We start from the raw sequence: 21,104 nt of genomic DNA, 5'->3' as shown, positions 1-21,104 counted from the left end.
GGGGGGAGCGGTGATGACGTCTCACGCATTCATGCAAAGGGCCGGGAAATCAGTAGTCCGGAGGATCGGCGTTCTGCTGGTGGCTGCGCTGATCCTCAGCGGCTGCAGTAAAAACGCACACTTGTTCGCAGTGAAGGCCATAGCCGCCGGAGTTCCGTCGCTCGCACCGTTCTTCGACGAGCACAGCGGTCTCGGCCACGACGCCGCGGTCCAGGCCCGGCAGGCGCCCGGTGGCCTGCAGGCGGGCAACACGCCCGGACTCTACGGCGGTTCGCGGAAGCCGACCATCTGTGACGTCAAGCGGCTGAAGGAATTCCTCACCGACCCGAGGAACGACCCGAAGGCCAAGGTCTGGGCGCAGGTCGAGGGAATTAAGCAGGCGGAGATTCCGGATTATCTGGACCGGCTCACACCCGTCCTGCTGCGTCACGACACTCTCGTTGAGAACCACGACTACAAGAAGGGCGAAGCCACCCCCTTCAACTCTTTGCTCCAGGCCGGAATCGCGGTATTGGTCGACGCGCAGGGGCAGCCCACCGTGAAGTGTTCGTGCGGAAATCCGCTGCGCCCCTTCCAGGGCGACACCACACGGATTTCCGTCAAGTTCGAGGAGGGCAACAAGAAATGGGCCGGGTACGACCGTGCCTCCGTGGTGGCGGTCAAGCCCGCGCCGCGGCAACTGACCCGGCTCGCACTCGTCGACGTCGACGACCCGCACCGTGGGATCGACCGGCCCGTCGGCACAACCGGCGGGCATGACAAACCCTTCGACGCCCGGGTGCGGCACAAGGTGCCCGAGCTGACGGGGATGCGGTTCGCCGACGCCAGTCAGCGGCTGGCGGACGAGGGGATCGCGGTCGCCTACGCCGGCCAGGGGGCACCGCCCGACGAGGCCGCGGTCACGGGCTCGGACCCCGGGCCGGGCACGAAACTGGCCTTCGGGCAGTACGTGACGCTGTCGGTGGACACCGGCGAGACGGACGGACCGGGCGGGGGCGGCCCGGGCAAGTCGAACGGGGGCACCGGCAGTGGGACGAGCGGGGGCCCGCACGGCGGGACGTCCACTCCCCCGCCGCCGGGCGGTACGACACCCGGGAAGACTGGTACGTCTCCCGCCACGCCGAGCGACAGCGGAAAGGCCTCCTCCCCGCCGGCGTCGAGCGCGTCGAGCGGCTCGTCGTCGCCCTCGGGAAGCGGTGGAGGAACCGCATCGGGCGGCTCCTCGGCGCCCAGGAGTTCCCGCCCGCCCACATCGAGCGGTGCTCCGACGACCGGTTCACCGCCCACGAGCAAGCCGCCCGCGTCCGGTTCGGCACCCGGCGTAACCGGCTCACCGCCCACGAGCAAGCCGGCCACCAGCCGCGCACCCGTGACCACGGCGCCCGTGACGTCGGCACCCGCGACCAGCGCACCGGCGACCGGCAAACCGGCCACGACCAAGCCGGCAACCGGCGAACCGGCCACCAGCAAGCCGGCAACAGGCAAACCGGCCACCAGCAAGCCCGCCACAGGCAAACCGGCCACCAGCGAGCCGCCGGTCACGCGTGCACCCGTGACGGGCTCACCCACCACCGGCACCACCTAGACCGGGGAGCGACCGGATGGCATCAGGAACACCGCAGTCGGGAGTGGGCCGGGTCATCGCCGGCCGCTACCTGCTGCTGAACCGGCTCGGCAGTGGCGCCATGGGCCATGTCTGGCTCGCCCATGACCAGCGGCTGGACTGCGAGGTCGCCCTCAAGGAAATCGTGTTCCGCGATCCCGCCGAGGCGGCGGAGGAACGGACCGCCCGGGTGGCCCGCGCCCGCGCCGAGGCCCGGCACGCCGCAGGGCTGCGCGGTCATCCGCACGTGGTGACCGTGCACGACGTGCTGGAGGCCGAGGGCCTGCCGTGGATCGTCATGGAGTATGTGGCGGGCGCTCTCGACCTGCGCGACCTGGTGCGCGGGCGCGGCCCCCTCGCCCCCGCCGAGTGCGCCCGCATCGGCCTGGCCGTGCTGGACGCGCTCACCGCCGGGCACGAGCGGGGTGTCATGCACCGGGACGTGAAACCGGCGAATATCCTGCTGGCCCCGGACCGCACGGGGGCACCGTACGCCCGGGTCCTGCTCACCGACTACGGCATCTCGGTACAGCCGGACACGGGCGAGACCCGGTACACGCTGACGTCCGCCCTGGTCGGCACGTCGGGCTATCTGGCGCCGGAGCGCGCAAGGGGCGGACCGCCGACCGCGGCGGCGGACCTGTTCTCGCTGGGGTGCACGCTGTACTTCGCGGTGGAAGGGTGCGGTCCCTTCGAACGGGACACGCATCTCGCCGAGGTCACCGCGGTGGTGCTGGAGGAGCCGCGGCCCATGGAGCGGGCCGGGGCGCTGGAGCCGCTGCTGGCCGCCCTGCTGGTCAAGGACCCGTCACTGCGGATCACGGCGGCGGACACCGCGGCCGCGCTGGCGGCGATCGTCATCCCGCAGTCGCACCCTCGGACCCGGGTGGACCTGGGGTCGCAGCCGCCCTGGGAGCGGCCCGGGGAAGCGACGGAGACCTCCCTTCTGCGGACGGCGAACGGATTCGGCACCGCCACCGGACACGGCGGACCCCGGGAGACGCCCCCCGCCGCGGAGACCACGCCCGGCGCCTGGGCCCAGCCCGCGGCCCCGGTCGTGTCCTCCCCGGCGCACGGACAGGACGTCCTCGCAGGCCCGGCAGCAACGGGTTTCGGCCGGCCGCCGCTCAGCGCCGACGAGCGTCATCCGCGGCGCTCGCACATCCTGCGCGCCGTCGCCGCCTGCGCCCTGGGGCTGCTCCTCGCCCTGGGCGGCGTCTGGTACGCCATGGCGCACCGCTCCTCCGGCGGCACGGCGAAACCGTACGGGGACGCCGTCACCCTCGCCCGGCCCCTCAAGGACGGGGACTGCGTCGTCGCCGACTGGTCCGGGCACCCCTTCCAGGGCGGCACCCCGCGGCTGACCGTGGACCCGACCTGCGCGGAGAAGACCCCGGACGGGCAGGTCATGGCGGTTGTCCAGAGTGCCTCCGCCGACGAGGCGCGTCGGCTCGGGCCCACCGAGTGCGAGCAGCGCACGCAGGAGATCCGCGAGAGGCTCGCGGACGTCCGCAGTTACGCCGTGGTCCCGACCCCGGCGGGCTTCGAGGCGGCCGGGCGGCGCACCGCCTGTCTGGTGCTGGGCGCGCACGGGCCGGTGTACGGGCCGCTCGGGGACCACCGCAAGCCGGGCATGCCGTTCGTCGACACGGCCAACATGCAGAAACGGGACTGCCTGGACGCGCCGTCGCTGCGGGTCGCGCGGCTGGTCTCCTGCTCCGGGACGCACGATCAGCAGGTGCTCGGCTTCACCCGGCTGAGCCGGGCCACCACCCTCACCGAGGCGAAGAGCCTGTCGGACGCGGCGTGCGCACGGAATGTGCCGCCGAAGGACTACGGCTACGCCCCTGCGCGCTACGAGGCCGCCTCGTGGACGGGCAAGGGCGCGTGGACGTCCGGAACTCATCTGGTCGTGTGCACCGTACGCAAGCAGAACGGGGGCACCATGGGAAAGGACGAACCTTGAGGAGGGTGTTGCGATGCCCGGTTCCACGAAGACGATGGGGGTGCTCACCGTGGGTGGGCTCGTCGTGGTGACGGCCTACACGGTGGCGCTCGGCAGCAGTGGCTGGCTGTGGTTCGGCTGGGTCCTGCTCGGCCTGATCACGCTCGGCATGGTGCTCTCCCGCAACACCTGACGCTCACTGCCGGGGCAGCCGTCCCGCCGAGTGCACTCCCGGCTGGTACTTCGGCACCCGGGCGGTGATCTTCATGCCCGCTCCCACCGCGGTCTCGATGACGAGGCCGTGGTCGTCGCCGTAGACCTGGCGCAGCCGGTCGTCCACGTTGGACAGGCCGATACCGCCCGACGGGCTCACCTCACCGGCGAGAATGCGGCGCAGCAGTTCGGGGTCCATTCCGGCGCCGTCGTCCTCGATGACGACCAGTGCCTCGGCGCCCGCGTCCTGCGCGGTGATGCTGATGTGCCGTTTGTCGGTGGTGCCTTCCAGACCGTGCTTGACGGCGTTCTCGACCAGCGGCTGAAGGCAGAGGAAGGGCAGGGCGACGGGGAGCACCTCGGGCGCGATCTGCAGGGTGACCGAGAGGCGTTCGCCGAAGCGGGCCCGGACGAGCGCCAAGTAGTGGTCGATGGCGTGGAGTTCGTCGGCGAGCGTGGTGAAGTCGCCGTGCCTGCGGAACGAGTAGCGGGTGAAGTCGGCGAACTCCAGGAGGAGTTCGCGGGCGCGTTCGGGGTCGGTGCGCACGAACGAGGCGATCACGGCGAGCGAGTTGAAGATGAAGTGCGGGGAGATCTGGGCGCGCAGGGCCTTGATCTCGGCCTCGATGAGCCGGGTACGGGACTGGTCGAGGTCCGCCAGCTCCAGTTGCACGGAGACCCAGCGGGCGACCTCGCCGGCGGCGCGGACCAGGACGGCGGATTCGCGGGGCGCGCAGGCCACCAGCGCGCCGTACACCCGGTCGTCGACGGTGAGCGGGGCGACGACGGCCCAGCGCAGTGGGCAGTCCGGCTCGTCGCACCGGAGGCGGAAGGCCTCGCCACGGCCGGAGTCCAGCGGACCGGCGAGCCGCTCCAGTACCTCCTCGCGATGGTGCTCCCCCGCGCCGTCCCAGGCCAGCACGGCCTCGCGGTCGGTGAGGCACAGCGCGTCGGTACCGAGCAGGCTGCGCAGCCGGCGCGCGGACTTGCGGGCCGTCTCCTCGGTGAGCCCGGCACGCAGTGGGGGTGCGGCCAGGGAGGCGGTGTGCAGCGTCTGGAAGGTGGCGTGCTCGACGGGGGTGCCGAGTCCGCCGAGGCTCTCGGGGCGCGCGGTGCGCCGGCCGAGCCAGAACCCGGCCGCGAGCAGCGGGAGGACGGCCACGCACAGACCGGCGAGGAAGCCGCTCATGCCTTCACCTCCGCCCGCAGTTCCTCGGGCAGATGGAATCGGGCCAGGATCGCCGCGGTCCCGGCCGGTACCCGCCCGGGCGTGGCCAGGGAAACCAGCACCATGGTCAGGAACCCGAGCGGCACCGACCAGAGCGCGGGCCAGGCGAGCAGGGCGTGCAGGGCGCCGGTGCCGGGGTAGCCCGCCATGGTCGCCGCCACCGCGACGAACGCCGAACCGCCCCCGACCAGCATGCCCGCAGCCGCCCCCGGCGGGGTAAGCCGCCGCCACCAGATGCCCAGCACGAGCAGCGGGCAGAACGACGAGGCGGACACGGCGAACGCGAGTCCCACCGCGTCCGCGACCGGTAGCCCGCCCACCAGTACGCTCGCTGCCAGCGGCACCGTCATCGCCAGCAGCGTGCCGAGCCGGAAGTGCCGTACGCCGCGCGACGGCAGCACGTCCTGGGTGAGCACTCCGGCGACCGCCATGGTCAGTCCCGACGCCGTGGACAGGAACGCGGCGAAGGCCCCGCCCGCGACCAGCGCGCCCAGCAGGTCCCCGCCGAGCCCGCCGATCATGCGGCCGGGCAGCAGAAGGACGGCGGCGTCGGCGTCACCGGTGAGGGTGAGTTCGGGGGCGTAGAGCCGGCCCAGCGCGCCGTAGACGGGCGGCAGGAGGTAGAAGGCGCCGATCAGGCCGAGCACAGCGACCGTGGTGCGGCGGGCCGCGACGCCGTGCGGGCTGGTGTAGAAGCGGACGACGACGTGCGGCAGGCCCATGGTGCCGAGGAAGGTGGCGAGGATGAGTCCGTACGTGGCATACAGCGGGCGTTCCTCCCGGCCGGAGGCCGGCGAGGTCGACATGCCGCCGTTGCTGCCGCGGTCGGCGGCGGGAACGGGGTCCCCCTTGGCGAAGGTCAGCCGGGTGCCGCGTTCGACGCGATGGACACCGGCGGCGAGGCCCAGGCGCTGCCCGGCATACCGTCGGCCGTCGACCGTGCCCGTCGCCGTCACGTCGAGCGGGCGCGACAGCTTCAGGTCGAGGCTGTCGTCGATCCGTACGACACGGTTCTCGCGGAAGGTCGTCGGTTCGGCGAAGGCGTCGCGCGGCGCGCCGTCGCTCTGCCAGGCCAGTACCAGGAAGAGAGCGGGGACGAGCAGGGCGGTGAGTTTGAGCCAGTACTGGAAGGCCTGCACGAAGGTGATGCTGCGCATGCCGCCCGCGGCCACGGTCGCGACCACCACGACCGCGACGATGACCCCGCCGAGCGAGTCGGGCGCGCCGGTCAGCACGGCCAACGTGAGCCCCGCGCCCTGGAGTTGGGGCAGCAGATACAGCCAGCCGATCCCGACGACGAAGGCCCCGGCGAGCCGGCGCACGGGCTGCGAGGCGAGCCGGGCCTCGGCGAAGTCGGGCAGGGTGTAGGCGCCGGAACGGCGCAGCGGGGCGGCCACGAACAGGAGCAGGACGAGATAGCCGGCGGTGTAGCCGACCGGGTACCAGAGCATGTCGGGGCCCTGGACGAGGACGAGCCCGGCGATACCGAGGAAGGAGGCGGCGGAGAGATACTCGCCGCCGATCGCGGCCGCGTTGAGTCGGGGTCCGACGGTGCGGGAGGCGACGTAGAAGTCGGAGGTGGTGCGGGAGATGCGCAGGCCGAAGGCGCCCACGAGGACGGTCGCCAGGACGACGAGGGCGACCGCGGGGACGGCGTAGTTCTGGTTCACGAGCGGGCCTTGGCGGTGTCCTGGTTCACGAGCAGGCCTCAGCGGTCCTCGACGAGGCGGACGAAGTCCTTCTCATTGCGTTCGGCGCGGCGCACGTACCAGCGGGCGAACAGGACCAGCGGCAGGTAGAGGCAGAAACCGAGCACGGCCCATTCCAGGCCCTTGTTCCGGGTGGTGGCGAAGACCAGGGGAAGGGGTCCCACCAGGAGCACCAGGACCGTGAACACGGCGAGTGCCGCTCTGAGCTGGCTGCGCATGAGCGAGCGGACATAGGTGTGGCCGAGCGTGGTCTGTTCGTCGATCTCGGTGCGGGGCCGGTAGTAGCCGAAGGACCGGCGGGTGTGCCGGGGCGGCCCGGTGACGACGACACGGCGTTCGCTGGGGTCCTGGGGCACGGCGTCCTCCCCTAGCCCGCGGTCCGGCGCATCAGCAGGTCCCGCAGCTCGCGGGCGTGCCGTCGGCTGACCTGGAGTTCGACGGAGCCGACGAGCACGCTCACCGTGCCCGCGTCCAGGCGGAGTTCGTCGATGTGGCGCAGGGAGACGAGGTGGCGGCGGTGGATGCGGACGAAGCCGCGCGAGCGCCAGCGCTCCTCCAGCGTGGACAGCGGGATCCGTACGAGATGGCTGCCCTGGGGAGTGTGCAGGCGTGCGTAGTCGCCCTGCGCCTCCACATGGGTGATGTCCTCGACGGGCACGAACCGCATCACGCCGCCGAGTTCGACGGATATGTGGTCGGGGTCGGGTTCGTGCACGGGAATCAGCGATGAGGTCTCCCGTAACCGGTCGGCGCGGCGCACCGCTTCCGCGAGCCGCTCGCGGCGCACGGGCTTGAGGACGTAGTCGACGGCCTTGAGGTCGAAGGCCTGTACGGCGAAGCCCTCGTGGGCGGTGACGAACACGACGAGCGGCGGCCGGGCGAACCCGGTCAGCAGCCTGGCCATCTCCAGCCCGTCGAGCCCGGGCATATGGATGTCGAGGAAGACGACGTCGAGCGCGTCGGGGCCGTCGGGCCCGGACACCAGGGCACGGTTGATACGGCGCAGGGCCTCGGTCGCGTCGCCCGCGCCCTCCGCGCTGTCGATCCGCGGGTCCGCGTTGAGCAGATAGAGGAGTTCCTCGAGCGAGGGGCGTTCGTCGTCGACGGCGAGGGCGCGCAGCATGAACGTGGAGTCTAGGAGCAATCCGTACGTCTGGACATGTGCGCAACATGGACGTTCTCGCTGGATACGGTGGTCCCGCCGCTCTGGATTACAGTGCCCGCATGAACAGCAGGCCGGCCATGTTCGACGAGCTCGACCGCAAGATCATCACAGCGCTCACCGCGAACGCGAGGAGCAGTTTCGCGGAGATCGGCGCGGCGATCGGGCTGTCCGCGACCGCGGTCAAGCGCCGGGTGGACCGGCTGCGCGAGACGGGCGTGATCACCGGGTTCACGGCCACGGTGAAGCCGTCGGCGCTGGGCTGGCGCACGGAGGCGTACGTGGAGGTGTACTGCGAGGGCGCGGCGCCGCCCCGGCGGCTGGCGGAGGTCGTGCGCAACCATCCGGAGATCACCGCGGCGATGACGGTGACCGGCGGGGCGGATGCGCTGCTGCATGTGCGGGCGACGGACGTGGAGCACTTCGAGGAGGTGCTGGAGCGGATCCGCACCGAGCCGTTCATCCGGAAGACGATCAGCTACATGGTGCTGTCCCACCTCCTCCCGGAAAGCCCGGAAGCGGGCGCCAGCCAGCCCGCGCCGGAAGACCCCCAAGGGAACGCACCAGACGTGCGCTGACCCCGGTTACGACGCAGCAATCCTGCGCACACACGCAGCCTTCGTCGCTTGTCGCGCGTCTCGGCCACTTTCTACCGTGGTGTCACCCCTCTTTGACACCGCAGGAAGCGGAGGAGCCTTTCTGTGCCCGAAAGCCGTGTACCGCGTCTGAGGCGCTTTCTCGTCTGCGAACCCAGACACTTCGCCGTGCAGTACGCGATCAATCCCTGGATGCACCCCGATACCCAGGTGGACATCGATCTCGCCCAGGACCAGTGGCGGGCGCTGATCAGCGCCTACCGCGCCCACGGGCACACCGTGGACAACGTCGATCCGGTGGCCGGACTCCCCGACATGGTGTTCGCGGCCAACTCCGCGCTCGTCCTGCAGGGCCGGGTCTTCGGCTCCCTCTTCCACGCCCCGCAGCGCCGCCCCGAGTCCACCGCGTACGACACCTGGTTCAAGACGGCGGGCTTCGACGTGTACCGCCCCGAATCGGTGTGCGAGGGCGAGGGCGATCTGATCCCCACGGGACGGTACGTCCTGGCCGGCACCGGATTCCGTACGACCCGGGAGGCGCACCGCGAGGTGCAGGAGTTCTTCGGGGTCCCGGTGATCAGCCTCCAGCTGGTGGACCCGCTGTTCTACCACCTGGACACGGCGCTGTTCGTCCTCGACGACGACAACATCGCGTACTACCCGGACGCGTTCTCGCCGGGCAGCCGCGAGGTGCTGGCGCGGCTGTACCCGGACGCCGTGCTCGCCACCCGCGAGGATGCGATGGCCTTCGGCCTCAACTCCGTCTCGGACGGCCGGCACGTCTTCATCGCGCCGGGGGCGACCGCCCTCGCCGACCAGCTCGTACGCCACGGATACGTTCCCGTCCCCGTCGACCTCTCCGAGTTCCACAAGGCCGGCGGTGGCATCAAGTGCTGCACCCAGGAGATCCGTTCATGACCGCTCCCGTCCGTACGCGTTCGTCCGCCGAGCTGATCCGCGCCGAGGAACCGGTCCTCGCGCACAACTACCACCCGCTGCCCGTGGTCGTCGCCCGCGCCGAGGGCACCTGGGTGGAGGACGTCGAGGGCCGCCGCTACCTCGACATGCTCGCCGGCTACTCGGCCCTCAACTTCGGGCACCGCAACCCGGTGCTGATCGAGGCCGCCCACCGCCAGCTGGACCGGCTGACCCTCACCTCCCGGGCCTTCCACAACGACCAGCTGGCCGAGTTCGCGGAGTCCCTGGCCGAGGTGACGGGCCAGGACATGGTGCTGCCGATGAACACCGGCGCGGAGGCGGTGGAGAGCGCCGTCAAGGTGGCCCGCAAGTGGGCGTACGAGGTCAAGGGCGTACCGACCGACCAGGCGACGGTCGTCGTCGCCTCCGGCAACTTCCACGGCCGTACGACGACGATCGTCAGCTTCTCCACGGACGAGACCGCACGGTCCGGCTTCGGCCCGTTCACGCCCGGTTTCCGGATCGTCCCGTACAACGACCTGGCAGCGCTGGAGGCGGCCGTCGACGAGACGACGGCGGCCGTGCTGATCGAGCCCATCCAGGGCGAGGCCGGTGTGATCATCCCCGACGAGGGCTATCTCACCGGGGTCCGCGACCTCACCCGCCGTACCGGGTGCCTGTTCATCGCCGACGAGATCCAGTCGGGCCTCGGCCGCACGGGCAGCACGCTGGCGGTGGACCACGAGGGCGTCGTACCGGATGTCGTGCTGCTCGGCAAGGCACTCGGCGGCGGGATCGTGCCGGTGTCCGCGGTGGTCGCGCGCCGGGAGGTGCTGGGCGTCCTGCGGCCGGGCGAGCACGGCTCGACCTTCGGCGGTAACCCGCTTGCCGCGGCCGTCGGCTCGGCGGTCGTCGGACTGCTGAAGACCGGCGAGTTCCAGCGCAGGGCGGCCGAGTTGGGGGTCGTACTGCGGGACGGACTCGCCTCACTCGTCGACAAGGGCGTCGTAGGCTTCCGCTCGCGCGGGCTGTGGGCGGGCGTCGACATCGACCCGGCGATCGGCACGGGCCGCGAGATCAGCGAACGCCTCATGCGGGAGGGGATCCTGGTCAAGGACACCCACGGCTCGACGATCCGGCTGGCTCCGCCGCTGACGATCACGGGTGAGGAGCTGGGGGCGGCGCTGGAGGCGCTGGAGAAGGTGCTGGTGGCGTGACCACGATGGTGCGGCGGGGTTGATTCGCCCCCGCCGCCCCTACCCTTCCCGTCCCCAGGGGCTCCGCCCCTTCAACCCCGCCTGGGGCTCCGCCCCCGGACCCCGGCGGGGACTACGTCCCCTGCACCCCTACCCGGGGCTCCTGCCCCCGGACCCCGGCGGGGACTGCGTCCCCTGCACCCCTACCCGGGGCTCCGCCCCCGAACCCGGGGCGGAGACTACGTCCCCTGCACCCCTCGCGGACTCCGCCCAACCCCGGCAGGGACAGCTTCGCACCCCCGCGGGCTCCCCGTAACCCCGGCAGGGACGGCTTCGCAACCCTCGCGGGCGCCCCGCAACCCCGGCAGCGACTCACCCCTGCCAGGGGATCCACCCGCGAACCCAGGGCCGGGACTACGCCCCCGCCCCCCCCTCGCGGAACTCCACCCCACCCCCGCAGGGACTACGTCCCCTACACCCCCTCGCGGACTCCGCCCAACCCCGGCCGGGACTGCCTCGCACCCCTCGCGGGCTCCCCGCAACCCCGGCAGGGACTGCGCCCCCTGCACCCTGCCAGAGGCTCCACCCCCGAACCCAGGGCCGGGACTACGCCCCCCGCACCCCTCGCGGAGTTCCCCCACCCCCCCGGCAGGGACTACCTCCCGCGCACCCCTCGCGGAACTCCCCCGCAGGGACTACGCCCCCTACACCCCTGCCAGAGGCTCCACCCCCGAACCCAGGGCGGGCGCTACGTCCCCCTCCCCCTCGCGGTGCTCCACCCCGCCCCCGCGGGGGCTTCGCCCCAGATCCCGTTCGCGGTGCCGGCCTCCGCGCCCCCGCTCCGCAAACGCCGGACGGGCTGGATTCCCCCGGGCCAGGGCTGGTTTACGACGCCGGACGGGCCGAATCCTTCAGCCTGTCCGGCGTTTGAGGACGCGGCCGTCAGGCCGATGCCGGGCGGCAGCCCCCAGCCCGGTCAGCCCCACAACCCCGTGAGGTCCAGCGCCTCGGCGGGTGTCCGTGCATGCCGTACGCCGGGAAGTTCCTGTCCGTCGGGGCCGACGGGCCGCCAGCCGTCGCCGAGCTGGACCACGGGCACGCCGCCCCGGCGCATGGCGAGGGCCAGTTCCGAGAGCGTGCCCCAGGATCCGCCGACCACCACGACGGCGTCCCCGCTGTGGACGATGACGCTGTTGCGCGCCTGCCCGAGGCCGGTGGCGATCGCGACGCTCAGATCCACCCCTGCACCGGCGCGATCGGCGCCCGGCAGCACCCCGACGACGAGGCCGTCACGAGACCGGGCGCCCGCCGCCACCGCGGCCATCACCCCGCCGTGCCCTCCGCAGATCACCACGGCACCTCGCTCCGCAAGCAGCCGGCCCAGCTCGTACGCGAGGGTCCACTCCGGCTCGCCGCACTGCGCCGGCCCGCACACCGCCACCTGCACCGCCATGCCGGCCCACCTCCGGCGTGGAAATTACCGCGTCGCGTCGGGCGCCGGTCGTCAACCTCGCCGTATGCCCACTCCCGCATTCGTCCCCGACGACTTCGAGGTACCCCGAGTCCTCCTCGGCGACGGCTTCCGGCTGGGGTGCGTGTACATCTATCCGTCCCGTGAGGACGAGCGCACCACGGACGTGCGTTCCTGCGTGAGCGCGGACCGCGCCGAGCTGGACGGCCCCCTGCGCGAGACGGTGGCCGCCCGGCTGTCGGCACACTGGCCGTTCGCGCCCCTGCGCTACCGCTGACCGGCTGTCGTTCCACCCGTTACCGGTGCCGGCGTTCGTGCTCTTGCAGACTGCGCTGGGCGTCCTGCCGGGCGAGGAGGGCGAGCAGATCGGAGACGGTCAGGTCACCCTCCGCCGGGTGGCGCAGGAGCGTGTCCGGCTGGATGCGGTACATGTTGGAGCGCCCCTCACGGGTGTGAGTGAGATATCCGTCCTGCTCGAGATCGGCAATGATCTTCTGGACCGCGCGCTCCGTCAGCCGGCAGCGGGCCGCGATATCACGGATACGGGTGCTCTGGTCCTCGGCGATCGCAGCCAGCACCCGTGCGTGGTTGGTGAGGAAAGTCCACCCCGTATGCGACTCAGGCACTCCACCCATGGATCGAGATTAGGCGCTGGAGTTCATGAATACAAAAGGGTGAAAGACGATTCATGCATCCCTTGACATAGGAGTATGACGGGCTGAGTCTGGCCTGGGGGGCGCGTACGAGCGGATGAGCTCGGGAGGCTGCCATGGAGAAGTGCGTACCTCCCGAGCCCGAGAGCCCGGACGGTGTCGTTCACGTGGCCTGGGCGCATTCGTCGCAGAACCTTCTGCCGCCCTGTCTGACGGTGGACGCGAACCGCGACGGGGACCGGGTGACCGTGACGGTGTCGGGCGAGCTCGACATCGACACGGAGGAGGCGCTGCTCGACGCTCTGCGCGACGCCCTGCGCAGCTCGGTGAGCGGTGTCGATCTCGATCTGGGTGGAGTGGACTTCTGCGACTGCTCGGGGCTCAACGTCCTGCTCTGCATCCGCCGCCGAGCCCTGGAGGACGCCAAGACCGTCCTCTTCAGCGCGACCGCACCCGCCGTGGACAGGCTGCTCACGCTGACCGGCACCCGGCCGCTGTTCGGCCTGACCGGCTCCGCCGCCGCGACCACGGTGAACGGCTACGCCAAGCCGACTCAAGGGGAGCCCGGCGCCCTGCCGGAGGACGAGCGGCCCGACGGTATCGCCCCGGATCTGCACATCGAACTCGTCCAGCTCCGGCGGGCCATGCAGACCCGGCCGGTGATCGACCTGGCCCGCGGGGTCCTGATGGCGTCCTTCGCGCTGAGCGCCCAGGACGCCTGGAGCGTGCTGGTCACGATCTCCCAGAAGACCAACACGAAGCTGCACCATGTCGCCGAGGACCTGGTGGCGGCCGTCAACGGCGACACCCCGCCCGGACCGGTGCAGCGGGAGCTGGCGGAGGCGGTCAGCGCGGTCAGCGCGGTCAAGGAGCCCTCGGCCGCACCTCCCGGAACCGCCGGGTAGCCCCCCGCCGGCATGCAGGGAAAAGTCACTCATGCCACGCTGATCAGGGGCGGAGCCGCGCCCCTGACTCAGCTCATCGAGGAGTGAGCCGACATGACCGACCGGGGACATGACCGGTACGCGGACGATTCGGGCCACCTCAAGGACATGACCGAGGAGACCCTCGGCGCCCAGGAACAGGCGCGCCAGGAGCGCCAGCACCGGCAGGAACAGCAGCAGCGTGGCCGTCAGAAAAAGGAGGAGGACGAGTCCACCTACCCGAAGCAGGAGGACGAATACTACCTGTGACCATCGCCATCAGCAGTGTTACTGCGCCCTCCTTCGTGCGGTCCGCCCCCATGGACCGCACGAGGCGTTCGGAGGCATCCGGAGCAGTCCGGCGCATCTCAGTCCCTGGCGATCCGTCAGGATCGTTGTGATCAGGCCGTGTCGGCTCGCGCCCGGTTCCGGCCGACCGCGCCTGACCCTACACTGGCACCCCACGACATGCCGGTTGAGCTGCTGGAACGCGCGGTTGAGCCGATCCACCGGAGCGAGGAGCGACCCCTTGTTCTACTACTTGCTCAAATACGTCATTCTTGGACCGCTCCTGAGACTGGTCTTCCGGCCGCGAATAGAGGGTCTTGAGCACGTACCGGCGGAGGGGCCGGCCATCGTCGCCGGCAACCATCTCTCCTTCTCCGACCACTTCCTGATGCCCGCGATACTCAAGCGGCGCATCACTTTCCTGGCGAAGGCCGAGTACTTCACCGGTCCGGGCATCAAGGGCAGGCTCACGGCCGCGTTCTTCCGCAGTGCCGGCCAGATCCCGGTGGACCGTTCCGGCAAGGAGGCGGGGCAGGCCGCGATCCGCGAGGGCCTCGGCGTGCTGCGCAAGGGCGAGCTGCTGGGCATCTACCCGGAAGGCACGCGCTCCCACGACGGCCGCCTCTACAAGGGCAAGGTCGGTGTCGCGGTGATGGCTCTCAAGGCCCAGGTACCCGTCATCCCCTGCGCGATGATCGGGACCTTCGAAGCCCAGCCGCCGGGCCAGGTCATCCCCAACATCCACCCGGTGGTCATCCGCTTCGGCAAGCCCCTCGACTTCTCCCGCTACACCGGCATGGAGAACGAGAAGGCCGTTCTGCGCGCCATCACCGACGAGATCATGTACGCCATCCTGACCCTCTCCGAGCAGGAGTACGTCGACCAGTACGCGGCGGTCGTCAAGGCGGAGGAGGCCGCGGAGGAGAGGGCGGAGAAGGCCCGCAAGTTCCCGAAGATGCCGTTGAGTTGAGCTGACGAGGGGAGCACCCACGACAGGGGGGCGGCCGGAACCCGGCCGCCCCCCTCGCGCGTACGTACGGCTACGGCTTCGGCGTGGCGTGCGGCGTGCACGTCACATCGCTGCCGTCCGTCTTGCCGGTCAGCAGGTACGTGTCCACCCGGCTGTTGATGCACGGGTTGACCAGACCGGTCACGCCGTGGGAGCCCGCGTCCTTCTCGATGATGAGACGGGAACCCTTGAAGCGCTTGTGGAGCTCGACCGCGCCGTCGAACGGCGTCGCGGCGTCACGCGTGGACTGCACGATCAGGACGGTCGGCAGGCCCTTGCCGGTCTTCACGTTCACCGGGGTCTGCTGCTTGACCGGCCACGTGGCGCACGGCAGGTTCATCCATGCGTTGGCCCACGTCATGAAGGGGTAGTTCTTGTTGAGCCGGGTGTTGTCCCGGTCCCACTTCTGCCAGCTCGTGGGCCACTTGGCGTCGGTGCACTCGACGGCCGTGTAGACGGCGTTGCCGTTCTCCGACGTGATGTTGCCCGCGGTGTTCGACATATCGGGCGCGGCAGCGTCGACGAGCGCCTTGGTGTCACCGGCGAAGTACTTGCCGAAGACGGTGGCGACCGGCACCCACGAGGAGTCGTAGTACGGGGCGCTCTGGAAGAAGGAGATCAGCTCGGCCGGGCCGACGACGCCACCGATGGGGTTCTTCTTCGCCGTCGCGCGCAGCTGGAGCCACTTGTCCTGCACCGCGGCGCGGGTGGTGCCCAGGTGGAACGAGGCGTCGTTCGCCGCGACCCAGTCCTCCCAGTCCTTCCAGCGGCCCTCGAAGGCGACGTCCTGGTCGAGGTTGGCCTGGTACCAGATCTTGTCGCGCGACGGGTTGACGACGCTGTCGACGATCATGCGGCGGAGGTGGCCCGGGAAGAGCGTGCCGTAGACGGCGCCGAGGTAAGTGCCGTACGAGACGCCCAGGTAGTTGAGCTTCTTCTCGCCCAGCGCGGCGCGGATGACGTCCAGGTCGCGCACGGTGTTGACCGTGGTCATCTGCTGCAGCATCGCGCGGCCGGAGCGCTCGAGGCAGCCCTTCGCGTACTCCCGGGCGAGCTTGCGCTGGGCGAGCTTGTCCGCCTCGGAGTCCGGGACCGGGTCCGCCTTGGGCGCCTTCACGAACTCCTGCGGGTCCTCACAGGAGATGGGCGCCGAGTGGCCGACGCCGCGCGGGTCGAACCCGACGAAGTCGTACGCCTTCGACACATTGGTCCAGAGCGGGTTCTTGGTGGTGACCCGGCGCGGGAAGCGGAGGCCGGAGCCGCCGGGACCGCCCGGGTTGTAGACGAGGGCGCCCTGGCGCTCTTGCTTCGTGCCCGTGTTCCCGATGTGGTCGACGGCGAGCTTGATCTGCTTGCCGTTCGGGTGGGCGTAGTCGAGCGGAACGGTCACCCAGCCGCACTGGATGGGCTTCTCGAACCCCCAGTCGGCCGGGCAGTCCTGCCAGTCGATCCCGGCCTTGGCGGCCCGCGCGGCGGCGATCGCGACGCCGCGGGCCTCCCGGTCCTGGCCATGGCGCGTGTCGGCGGTGGCCGACGGTGCCGCCACGGCGCCGGCTATCAGCGTCGCCGTGACGAGCGCCCCCGCAGAGCCGAGCGCGGTCGCCCGTCTCGTCGGTCTGATTCCCCTCAAGTGGGTCCTCCCCGTACATCGTTGCGATAGGTCACGGGGATCCTGTCGGCTGTGAGGGGCCTGAGAACAGGGGGTACTTGACTTTCTTTACCAATCCGATAACCGGTCACGACTCTCCGTTGAGCGGAGCGAGCCATTCAACTTAGCTCGTACAGCGCCTCGTTGAGCACGCGGCGCAACCGCAGCGCGTCGGGCGCGACGGCCGTGACCAGCACGGCGGGCCCGGCGAGCGGGCTGAGCGCGGCGCATTCGCCCAGCATCCGCGGCTCGGCGGGCGCCTGGTCGAACTCCGGCCGTACGACGAGCAGTTGCCCGAGTGCCCGGTGTCCCGCCAGTACGGCAGGACCGTCCCAACCGCCGGGAGCGCCGGGTCCGCAGGCCACCTCCTGGTCGAGCAGCGGCCGACCGTCCAGCCGTACGGTGAGACGGCTGCCGAGCCTCCCGGGTTCCTCGCCGGCGCGCCCGAGTACCTGCTCCTCCCGGTACACGAGGCGCGCACCCGGCGCGAGGTCGATGCGTGAGGAAACGTACAGCTCACTGCCCCGGGCCGAGATCAACTGCTCGGGCAGCCAGTGCAGTTCGCCCCCGGCGGCGACGTCGAGCCGGACGTCGTAGCGTGCTTCGCCCTTGGCCTGCCCGGGCAGCGCGATGGTGGCGGCGGCCGATCCCACATGGAGCCGGGCTCGGCTCGCCACCTCGGCCTCGACGGTGAAGCGGTCCCCGCCGAGCGGCCCGCTCATCGCGCCGACGAGCATGACGCGCGCCTCGGTGCCGCTCGCCCGCGTACGGCGCAGGGCCAGCGGCCCCTCGCCCGCCAGCACCGGCAGGGACGTACCGCCCCGGCCGTCGTCCCGGGCCACGATCCGCGCAGTGGCCCGTACCCCCGTGGTCACGCCGTCCACGCGGCGAGCCGCGCCCGCACCCAGTCGGCCACGGCGGTGACACCGGCCTCGGTCCGCAACGACTGGAAGACGACGGGCAGTTCGGCCCGCTGTGCCTTCGCGTCGGCGGCCATTCGGGCGAGGTCGGAGCCGACGTACGGCGCGAGGTCGGTCTTGTTGACGACGAGCAGATCGGCGGTGGTGACACCGGGTCCGCCCTTGCGGGGGATGTCGTCCCCGCCCGCGACATCGATGACGAAGATCTGCGCGTCGACGAGGCCCTTGGAGAACGTGGCGGTGAGGTTGTCCCCGCCGGACTCGACGAGGACGATGTCGAGCGGCCCGACCCCGTCCTCCAGGTCCTCCACGGCTTCGAGGTTGGCGGAGATGTCGTCCCGGATGGCGGTGTGAGGACAGGCCCCTGTCTCGACGGCGGTGATCCGCTCGGGCGGCAGCACGGCCTCACGGAGGAGGAACTCGGCGTCCTCACGGGTGTAGATGTCGTTGGTGACGACGGCGAGGGACAACTCGTCACGCAGGGCGCGGCAGAGCGCGGCGACGGTGGCGGTCTTGCCGGATCCGACGGGCCCACCGAGCCCGATACGAAGGGCCCGGCGGGAGCCGTCCGGACGGTGGGCGTCGGCGCTGACGGCGGAGGGCCCGTCGTGGGGATGGTCGAGGTGCATGGATGCGGCTCCAGTTCAGCCGGGGTTGGTCATCGCAAGCCCGCCCGGCGTTCGAGGACGAGGCCGTTGAGGCCGATAGGGGGTCTGGGGGCGGAGCCCCCGGGGCAGGGGGCTGGGGGACGCAGTCCCCGGGACAGGGGTTCAGGGGACGCAGTCCCCAGGACAGGGGTTCAGGGGACGCAGTCCCCAGGACAGGGGTTCAGGGGCGGAGCCCCTGGCGGGGTCGAAGGGGCGGAGCCCCTGGGGAGGGGACGGGCAAGGGCGGCGGGGGCGAAACACCCCCTACGATGCGAACAGCCGTACGGGCCACGCAGCATGCGCCTCCGCACCGATCTCCAGCAGCGGAGCCGAAGCGGCAGGCAACGCAGCCACCCCCTCGTCGACGACACGTCGAGCCGCATCGCTCGCCCGGCGCGCGAGGAGGTCCAGCTCCGGCGCCAGCCGCGCCAGGACGGCGGTCGCGTCAAAGGGGTCCAGACTCAGCAGCCGTACGACCGCGCTCGCCGGCCCGCTGACACTCTCGTACGCCGAGCAGTACGCCGCATCCTCCGGCCCCAGCCCCGCGGCCCGCGCCGCCAGCCCCAGCACGACCGGCTGGTGCGCCCCCTTGGGGAACGTCCGCGCCACCGCGTCCAGTTCCTCTGAGGGCCACGTGGCCCGAGCGGCCCGCATCAACTGCCGCCCCAGTCTGCGCGCGGCGACGCGCAGTGCGAGCGACGGCGTACGGGCGTCCGCGGCGCCGTCCAGCGCCACCGGATCGACGCCGAGGGCGGCTGCCGCGGCCAGCGTGGCGGACACCAGCCCGGCCGTGTGCAGGCGCCCGCGGCAGAATTCCTCCAGACTGGCGGCCCCGGTGATCCGCCCGGCGCGGACGGCCGCCTCGGCCCCGCCGGAGTGCGCGTGGCCTCCGGCGGGGAAGCGGCCGTCGGCCAGTACGAGAAGCGCTGCCCGGGACATCAGAAGAGGAAGTAGCGCTGGGCCATGGGCAGTTCGGCGGCCGGTGTCGCCTCGACCAGTTCCCCGTCGATATGGACGGCGAAGCTGTCGGGGTCGACCTGCACCCGTGGACGGGCGTCGTTCTCGCGCATGTCCGCCTTGGTGACGCCGCGCGTCGACTCGATGGCCACGAACTTCTTCCCGAGGGAGAGCCGCTCCGGCAGCCCGTCCTCGATCGCCAGGGGGGCCACGAAGTTGACGGAATTGGCGGCGGGCGCCCGCCCGATCGCCCCGTACATCGGCCGCGGCAGAATCGGCTGCGGTGTCGGGATCGACGCGTTGGCGTCGCCCATCTGCGCGTACGCGATCTGTCCGCCCTTGATGACGAGGTGCGGCTTGACGCCGAAGAACGCCGGCTCCCACAGTACGAGGTCGGCGAGCTTGCCGGTCTCCACCGAGCCGATTTCATGGGCGACGCCCTGGGCGAGCGCCGGGTTGATCGTGTACTTGGCGACATAGCGACGTACGCGCCGGTTGTCCGCGCGGCCGTCACCCGGCAGCGCGCCCCGCCGCCGCTTCATCACATGCGCCGTCTGCCAGGTCCGCATGATGACCTCGCCGACGCGCCCCATGGCCTGGGAGTCGGACGAGATGATGGAGATCGCGCCCAGGTCGTGGAGGATGTCCTCCGCCCCGATGGTGGACGGCCGGATCCGTGACTCGGCGAACGCCAGGTCCTCCGGGACCGCCGGGTTCAGGTGGTGGCACACCATCAGCATGTCGAGGTGTTCCTCGGCAGTGTTGACGGTGAACGGCCGGGTCGGGTTGGTGGAGCTGGGCAGCACGTGCGGCTCGGACACGACGGTCATGATGTCCGGCGCGTGTCCGCCGCCCGCACCCTCGGTGTGGTACGCGTGGATGCCGCGACCGTTGATCGCGGCGAGGGTGTCGCCCACGAACCCGGCCTCGTTGAGCGTGTCCGTGTGGATGGCGATCTGGATACCCGTGCGGTCGGCGACGGTCAGCGACGCGTCGATGACGGCGGGCGTGGAGCCCCAGTCCTCGTGCAGCTTGAGACCGAGGGCACCGCCACGGATCTGGGAGAGCATCGCGTCGTGCGAGACGGTGTTGCCCTTGCCGAGGAGACCGAAGTTGAGCGGGTACGCCTCCATCGCCTCCAGCATCCGGGCCAGATGCCAGGGGCCGGGCGTCACGGTGGTCGCCTTCGAGCCCTCGGCCGGTCCGGTTCCGCCGCCGATCAGGGTGGTGATCCCGGCGGCGAGTGCCTCGTCGGCGATCTGCGGACAGATGAAGTGGACGTGCGCGTCGATGGCACCGGCGGTGACAATCCGGCCGTTGCCCGCGATGATCTCCGTCTCCGGGCCGATCACCAGGTCGGGGTGGACGCCGTCCATGGTGTCCGGGTTGCCGGCCTTGCCGATGGCGCTGATCCGGCCGTCGCGGATGCCGACGTCGGCCTTGACGATGCCCCAGTGGTCGATGATGACGACGCCGGTGACGACGGTGTCGGGGGTGCCGTCCGCGCGCGTGGCACGCGACTGGCCCATGGATTCCCGGATGACCTTGCCACCGCCGAACACGGCTTCGTCACCGGCGAGTCCCGGGCCGCCGGAGCGGTCCTCCTCGATCTCGACGATCAGATCGGTGTCGGCGAGGCGGATGCGGTCCCCGGCGGTCGGCCCGAACAGGTCGGCGTACGCGGCGCGCGAGATCTCAGGCATCGAGGGCACCTCCGGTCTCACCACGCAGGCCGGGCACGATGCGGGCGCCGCCGATCGGAACGAGTTCGACGTCTACGGGGATCCCGGGCTCGAAGCGCACGGCGGTGCCGGCGGCGATGTTCAGCCGCTTGCCGCGCGCGGCCGCACGGTCGAAGTCCAGACCGGGGTTGGCCTCGGCGAAGTGGTAGTGGGAGCCGACCTGGACGGGCCGGTCGGCGGCGTTGAGGACGGTCAGCCGGGTCACCTCGCGACCCTCGTTGCAGACGATCGGGTCCTCGGCGAACAGGATCTCTCCGGGAATCATGGCAGCCGCTC

Annotated in this window: 22 protein-coding genes; 10 read left to right on the top strand and 12 right to left on the bottom strand. The window is 71.3% G+C overall.

Going from position 1 to position 21,104, the window contains the following annotated elements; translation table 11 throughout:
- Positions 1-130 precede the first annotated feature (130 nt).
- Genes ABT186_RS00305 through ABT186_RS00295 form a run of 3 tightly spaced genes read left to right on the top strand, consistent with a single transcriptional unit; the run spans position 131 to position 3,741 of the window.
- Positions 131-1,585 (top strand): DUF6777 domain-containing protein, encoded by a 1,455-nt coding sequence (locus ABT186_RS00305; RefSeq protein WP_351227118.1) that lies wholly within the window; start codon positions 131-133, stop codon positions 1,583-1,585.
- A gap of 16 nt (positions 1,586-1,601) precedes the next feature.
- The gene (locus ABT186_RS00300; RefSeq protein ID WP_351922715.1) at positions 1,602-3,569 is read left to right on the top strand and encodes a protein kinase domain-containing protein; all 1,968 of its coding nucleotides are present in this window, start codon (positions 1,602-1,604) and stop codon (positions 3,567-3,569) included.
- Positions 3,570-3,582: 13 nt separating this feature from the next.
- Complete coding sequence (locus tag ABT186_RS00295; RefSeq protein ID WP_351227052.1) at positions 3,583-3,741, top strand: hypothetical protein; 159 nt, start codon at positions 3,583-3,585, stop codon at positions 3,739-3,741.
- A 3-nt stretch (positions 3,742-3,744) separates the two neighbouring features.
- Here ABT186_RS00295 and ABT186_RS00290 read toward each other — a convergent pair whose 3' ends face one another.
- The 4 genes from ABT186_RS00290 to ABT186_RS00275 are packed head-to-tail and all read right to left on the bottom strand — an operon-like array spanning position 3,745 to position 7,821.
- Entirely contained in the window at positions 3,745-4,950 is a 1,206-nt protein-coding gene (locus ABT186_RS00290; protein ID WP_351227050.1) for a sensor histidine kinase, read from the bottom strand.
- Entirely contained in the window at positions 4,947-6,659 is a 1,713-nt protein-coding gene (locus ABT186_RS00285; RefSeq protein WP_351922713.1) for a sodium/solute symporter, read from the bottom strand. The genes ABT186_RS00290 and ABT186_RS00285 overlap by 4 nt, the downstream gene beginning before the upstream one ends.
- Before the next feature lie 38 nt (positions 6,660-6,697).
- Positions 6,698-7,054 (bottom strand): hypothetical protein, encoded by a 357-nt coding sequence (locus tag ABT186_RS00280; protein ID WP_351227046.1) that lies wholly within the window; start codon positions 7,052-7,054, stop codon positions 6,698-6,700.
- A gap of 11 nt (positions 7,055-7,065) precedes the next feature.
- Positions 7,066-7,821, bottom strand: coding sequence for a LytR/AlgR family response regulator transcription factor (locus tag ABT186_RS00275; protein ID WP_351227044.1), 756 nt, complete (start codon positions 7,819-7,821; stop codon positions 7,066-7,068).
- A gap of 101 nt (positions 7,822-7,922) precedes the next feature.
- Between ABT186_RS00275 and ABT186_RS00270 the strand changes: the two genes are divergently transcribed.
- The 3 genes from ABT186_RS00270 (at position 7,923) to rocD (ending at position 10,591) form a co-directional block, all read left to right on the top strand.
- Positions 7,923-8,438 carry an Lrp/AsnC family transcriptional regulator gene (locus tag ABT186_RS00270; RefSeq protein WP_351227042.1) on the top strand — a complete coding sequence of 172 codons (516 nt, stop codon included), beginning with the start codon at positions 7,923-7,925 and terminating at the stop codon, positions 8,436-8,438.
- A 123-nt stretch (positions 8,439-8,561) separates the two neighbouring features.
- Positions 8,562-9,374 carry a dimethylargininase gene (gene ddaH / locus ABT186_RS00265; protein WP_351227040.1) on the top strand — a complete coding sequence of 271 codons (813 nt, stop codon included), beginning with the start codon at positions 8,562-8,564 and terminating at the stop codon, positions 9,372-9,374.
- Entirely contained in the window at positions 9,371-10,591 is a 1,221-nt protein-coding gene (rocD, locus tag ABT186_RS00260; protein WP_351227038.1) for an ornithine--oxo-acid transaminase, read from the top strand. Before ddaH ends, rocD begins: the two co-directional genes overlap by 4 nt.
- Before the next feature lie 955 nt (positions 10,592-11,546).
- Here the strand turns inward: rocD and ABT186_RS00255 are convergent.
- Entirely contained in the window at positions 11,547-12,023 is a 477-nt protein-coding gene (locus ABT186_RS00255) for a TIGR00725 family protein (RefSeq protein ID WP_351922711.1), read from the bottom strand.
- Positions 12,024-12,087: 64 nt separating this feature from the next.
- Here ABT186_RS00255 and ABT186_RS00250 point away from each other — a divergent pair, with 64 nt between their 5' ends.
- A complete protein-coding gene (locus ABT186_RS00250) occupies positions 12,088-12,318 on the top strand; it encodes a hypothetical protein (protein ID WP_351227692.1) in 231 nt (76 codons plus the stop codon).
- Between the two features lie 19 nt (positions 12,319-12,337).
- Here ABT186_RS00250 and ABT186_RS00245 read toward each other — a convergent pair whose 3' ends face one another.
- A complete protein-coding gene (locus ABT186_RS00245; protein ID WP_351227690.1) occupies positions 12,338-12,676 on the bottom strand; it encodes a helix-turn-helix transcriptional regulator in 339 nt (112 codons plus the stop codon).
- 134 nt (positions 12,677-12,810) lie between these two features.
- On the opposite strand from ABT186_RS00245, the gene ABT186_RS00240 reads away from it, so the two are divergent.
- From ABT186_RS00240 to ABT186_RS00230, 3 genes are all read left to right on the top strand, one after another.
- A complete protein-coding gene (locus tag ABT186_RS00240; protein WP_351227688.1) occupies positions 12,811-13,599 on the top strand; it encodes an ANTAR domain-containing protein in 789 nt (262 codons plus the stop codon).
- A gap of 93 nt (positions 13,600-13,692) precedes the next feature.
- On the top strand, positions 13,693-13,887 hold the full coding sequence (locus ABT186_RS00235) for a hypothetical protein (RefSeq protein WP_351227686.1): 195 nt from the start codon (positions 13,693-13,695) through the stop codon (positions 13,885-13,887).
- A 259-nt stretch (positions 13,888-14,146) separates the two neighbouring features.
- Positions 14,147-14,875, top strand: a complete 729-nt coding sequence (locus ABT186_RS00230; protein ID WP_351922709.1) for a lysophospholipid acyltransferase family protein — start codon at positions 14,147-14,149, stop codon at positions 14,873-14,875.
- Between the two features lie 70 nt (positions 14,876-14,945).
- On the opposite strand, the gene ABT186_RS00225 is transcribed toward ABT186_RS00230, so the two are convergent.
- From ABT186_RS00225 to ABT186_RS00200, 6 genes are all read right to left on the bottom strand, one after another.
- Positions 14,946-16,544, bottom strand: coding sequence for an alpha/beta hydrolase (locus ABT186_RS00225; protein ID WP_351227682.1), 1,599 nt, complete (start codon positions 16,542-16,544; stop codon positions 14,946-14,948).
- A 137-nt stretch (positions 16,545-16,681) separates the two neighbouring features.
- Positions 16,682-17,446, bottom strand: a complete 765-nt coding sequence (locus ABT186_RS00220) for an urease accessory protein UreD (protein WP_351227680.1) — start codon at positions 17,444-17,446, stop codon at positions 16,682-16,684.
- On the bottom strand, positions 17,434-18,111 hold the full coding sequence (gene ureG, locus ABT186_RS00215; protein WP_351227678.1) for an urease accessory protein UreG: 678 nt from the start codon (positions 18,109-18,111) through the stop codon (positions 17,434-17,436). The genes ABT186_RS00220 and ureG overlap by 13 nt, the downstream gene beginning before the upstream one ends.
- A gap of 282 nt (positions 18,112-18,393) precedes the next feature.
- Positions 18,394-19,068: an urease accessory protein UreF gene (locus tag ABT186_RS00210; RefSeq protein WP_351227676.1), complete on the bottom strand. Its 675-nt coding sequence runs from the start codon at positions 19,066-19,068 to the stop codon at positions 18,394-18,396.
- Positions 19,068-20,789 carry an urease subunit alpha gene (locus tag ABT186_RS00205; RefSeq protein WP_351227674.1) on the bottom strand — a complete coding sequence of 574 codons (1,722 nt, stop codon included), beginning with the start codon at positions 20,787-20,789 and terminating at the stop codon, positions 19,068-19,070. Before ABT186_RS00205 ends, ABT186_RS00210 begins: the two co-directional genes overlap by 1 nt.
- Complete coding sequence (locus tag ABT186_RS00200) at positions 20,782-21,093, bottom strand: urease subunit beta (RefSeq protein WP_351227672.1); 312 nt, start codon at positions 21,091-21,093, stop codon at positions 20,782-20,784. Before ABT186_RS00200 ends, ABT186_RS00205 begins: the two co-directional genes overlap by 8 nt.
- Positions 21,094-21,104: the final 11 nt, after the last annotated feature.

The organism is Streptomyces sp. NPDC001634, from assembly GCF_040298185.1.
Taxonomy (GTDB): Bacteria; Actinomycetota; Actinomycetes; order Streptomycetales; family Streptomycetaceae; genus Streptomyces.
This window is presented reverse-complemented; position numbering and strand designations above follow the sequence as displayed.

What these genes read in the sequence shown, in the direction of transcription:
- ABT186_RS00235 (WP_351227686.1), top strand. Translation starts at nt 13,693, where the DNA reads ATGACCGACCGGGGACATGACCGGTACGCGGACGATTCGGGCCACCTC.
- ABT186_RS00200 (WP_351227672.1), bottom strand. Translation starts at nt 21,093, where the DNA reads ATGATTCCCGGAGAGATCCTGTTCGCCGAGGACCCGATCGTCTGCAAC.
- ABT186_RS00300 (WP_351922715.1), top strand. Translation starts at nt 1,602, where the DNA reads ATGGCATCAGGAACACCGCAGTCGGGAGTGGGCCGGGTCATCGCCGGC.
- ABT186_RS00240 (WP_351227688.1), top strand. Translation starts at nt 12,811, where the DNA reads ATGGAGAAGTGCGTACCTCCCGAGCCCGAGAGCCCGGACGGTGTCGTT.
- ABT186_RS00245 (WP_351227690.1), bottom strand. Translation starts at nt 12,676, where the DNA reads ATGGGTGGAGTGCCTGAGTCGCATACGGGGTGGACTTTCCTCACCAAC.
- ABT186_RS00295 (WP_351227052.1), top strand. Translation starts at nt 3,583, where the DNA reads ATGCCCGGTTCCACGAAGACGATGGGGGTGCTCACCGTGGGTGGGCTC.
- ABT186_RS00210 (WP_351227676.1), bottom strand. Translation starts at nt 19,068, where the DNA reads ATGTCCCGGGCAGCGCTTCTCGTACTGGCCGACGGCCGCTTCCCCGCC.
- ABT186_RS00250 (WP_351227692.1), top strand. Translation starts at nt 12,088, where the DNA reads ATGCCCACTCCCGCATTCGTCCCCGACGACTTCGAGGTACCCCGAGTC.
- ABT186_RS00290 (WP_351227050.1), bottom strand. Translation starts at nt 4,950, where the DNA reads ATGAGCGGCTTCCTCGCCGGTCTGTGCGTGGCCGTCCTCCCGCTGCTC.
- ABT186_RS00205 (WP_351227674.1), bottom strand. Translation starts at nt 20,789, where the DNA reads ATGCCTGAGATCTCGCGCGCCGCGTACGCCGACCTGTTCGGGCCGACC.
- ABT186_RS00275 (WP_351227044.1), bottom strand. Translation starts at nt 7,821, where the DNA reads ATGCTGCGCGCCCTCGCCGTCGACGACGAACGCCCCTCGCTCGAGGAA.
- ABT186_RS00255 (WP_351922711.1), bottom strand. Translation starts at nt 12,023, where the DNA reads ATGGCGGTGCAGGTGGCGGTGTGCGGGCCGGCGCAGTGCGGCGAGCCG.
- ureG (WP_351227678.1), bottom strand. Translation starts at nt 18,111, where the DNA reads ATGCACCTCGACCATCCCCACGACGGGCCCTCCGCCGTCAGCGCCGAC.
- rocD (WP_351227038.1), top strand. Translation starts at nt 9,371, where the DNA reads ATGACCGCTCCCGTCCGTACGCGTTCGTCCGCCGAGCTGATCCGCGCC.
- ABT186_RS00270 (WP_351227042.1), top strand. Translation starts at nt 7,923, where the DNA reads ATGAACAGCAGGCCGGCCATGTTCGACGAGCTCGACCGCAAGATCATC.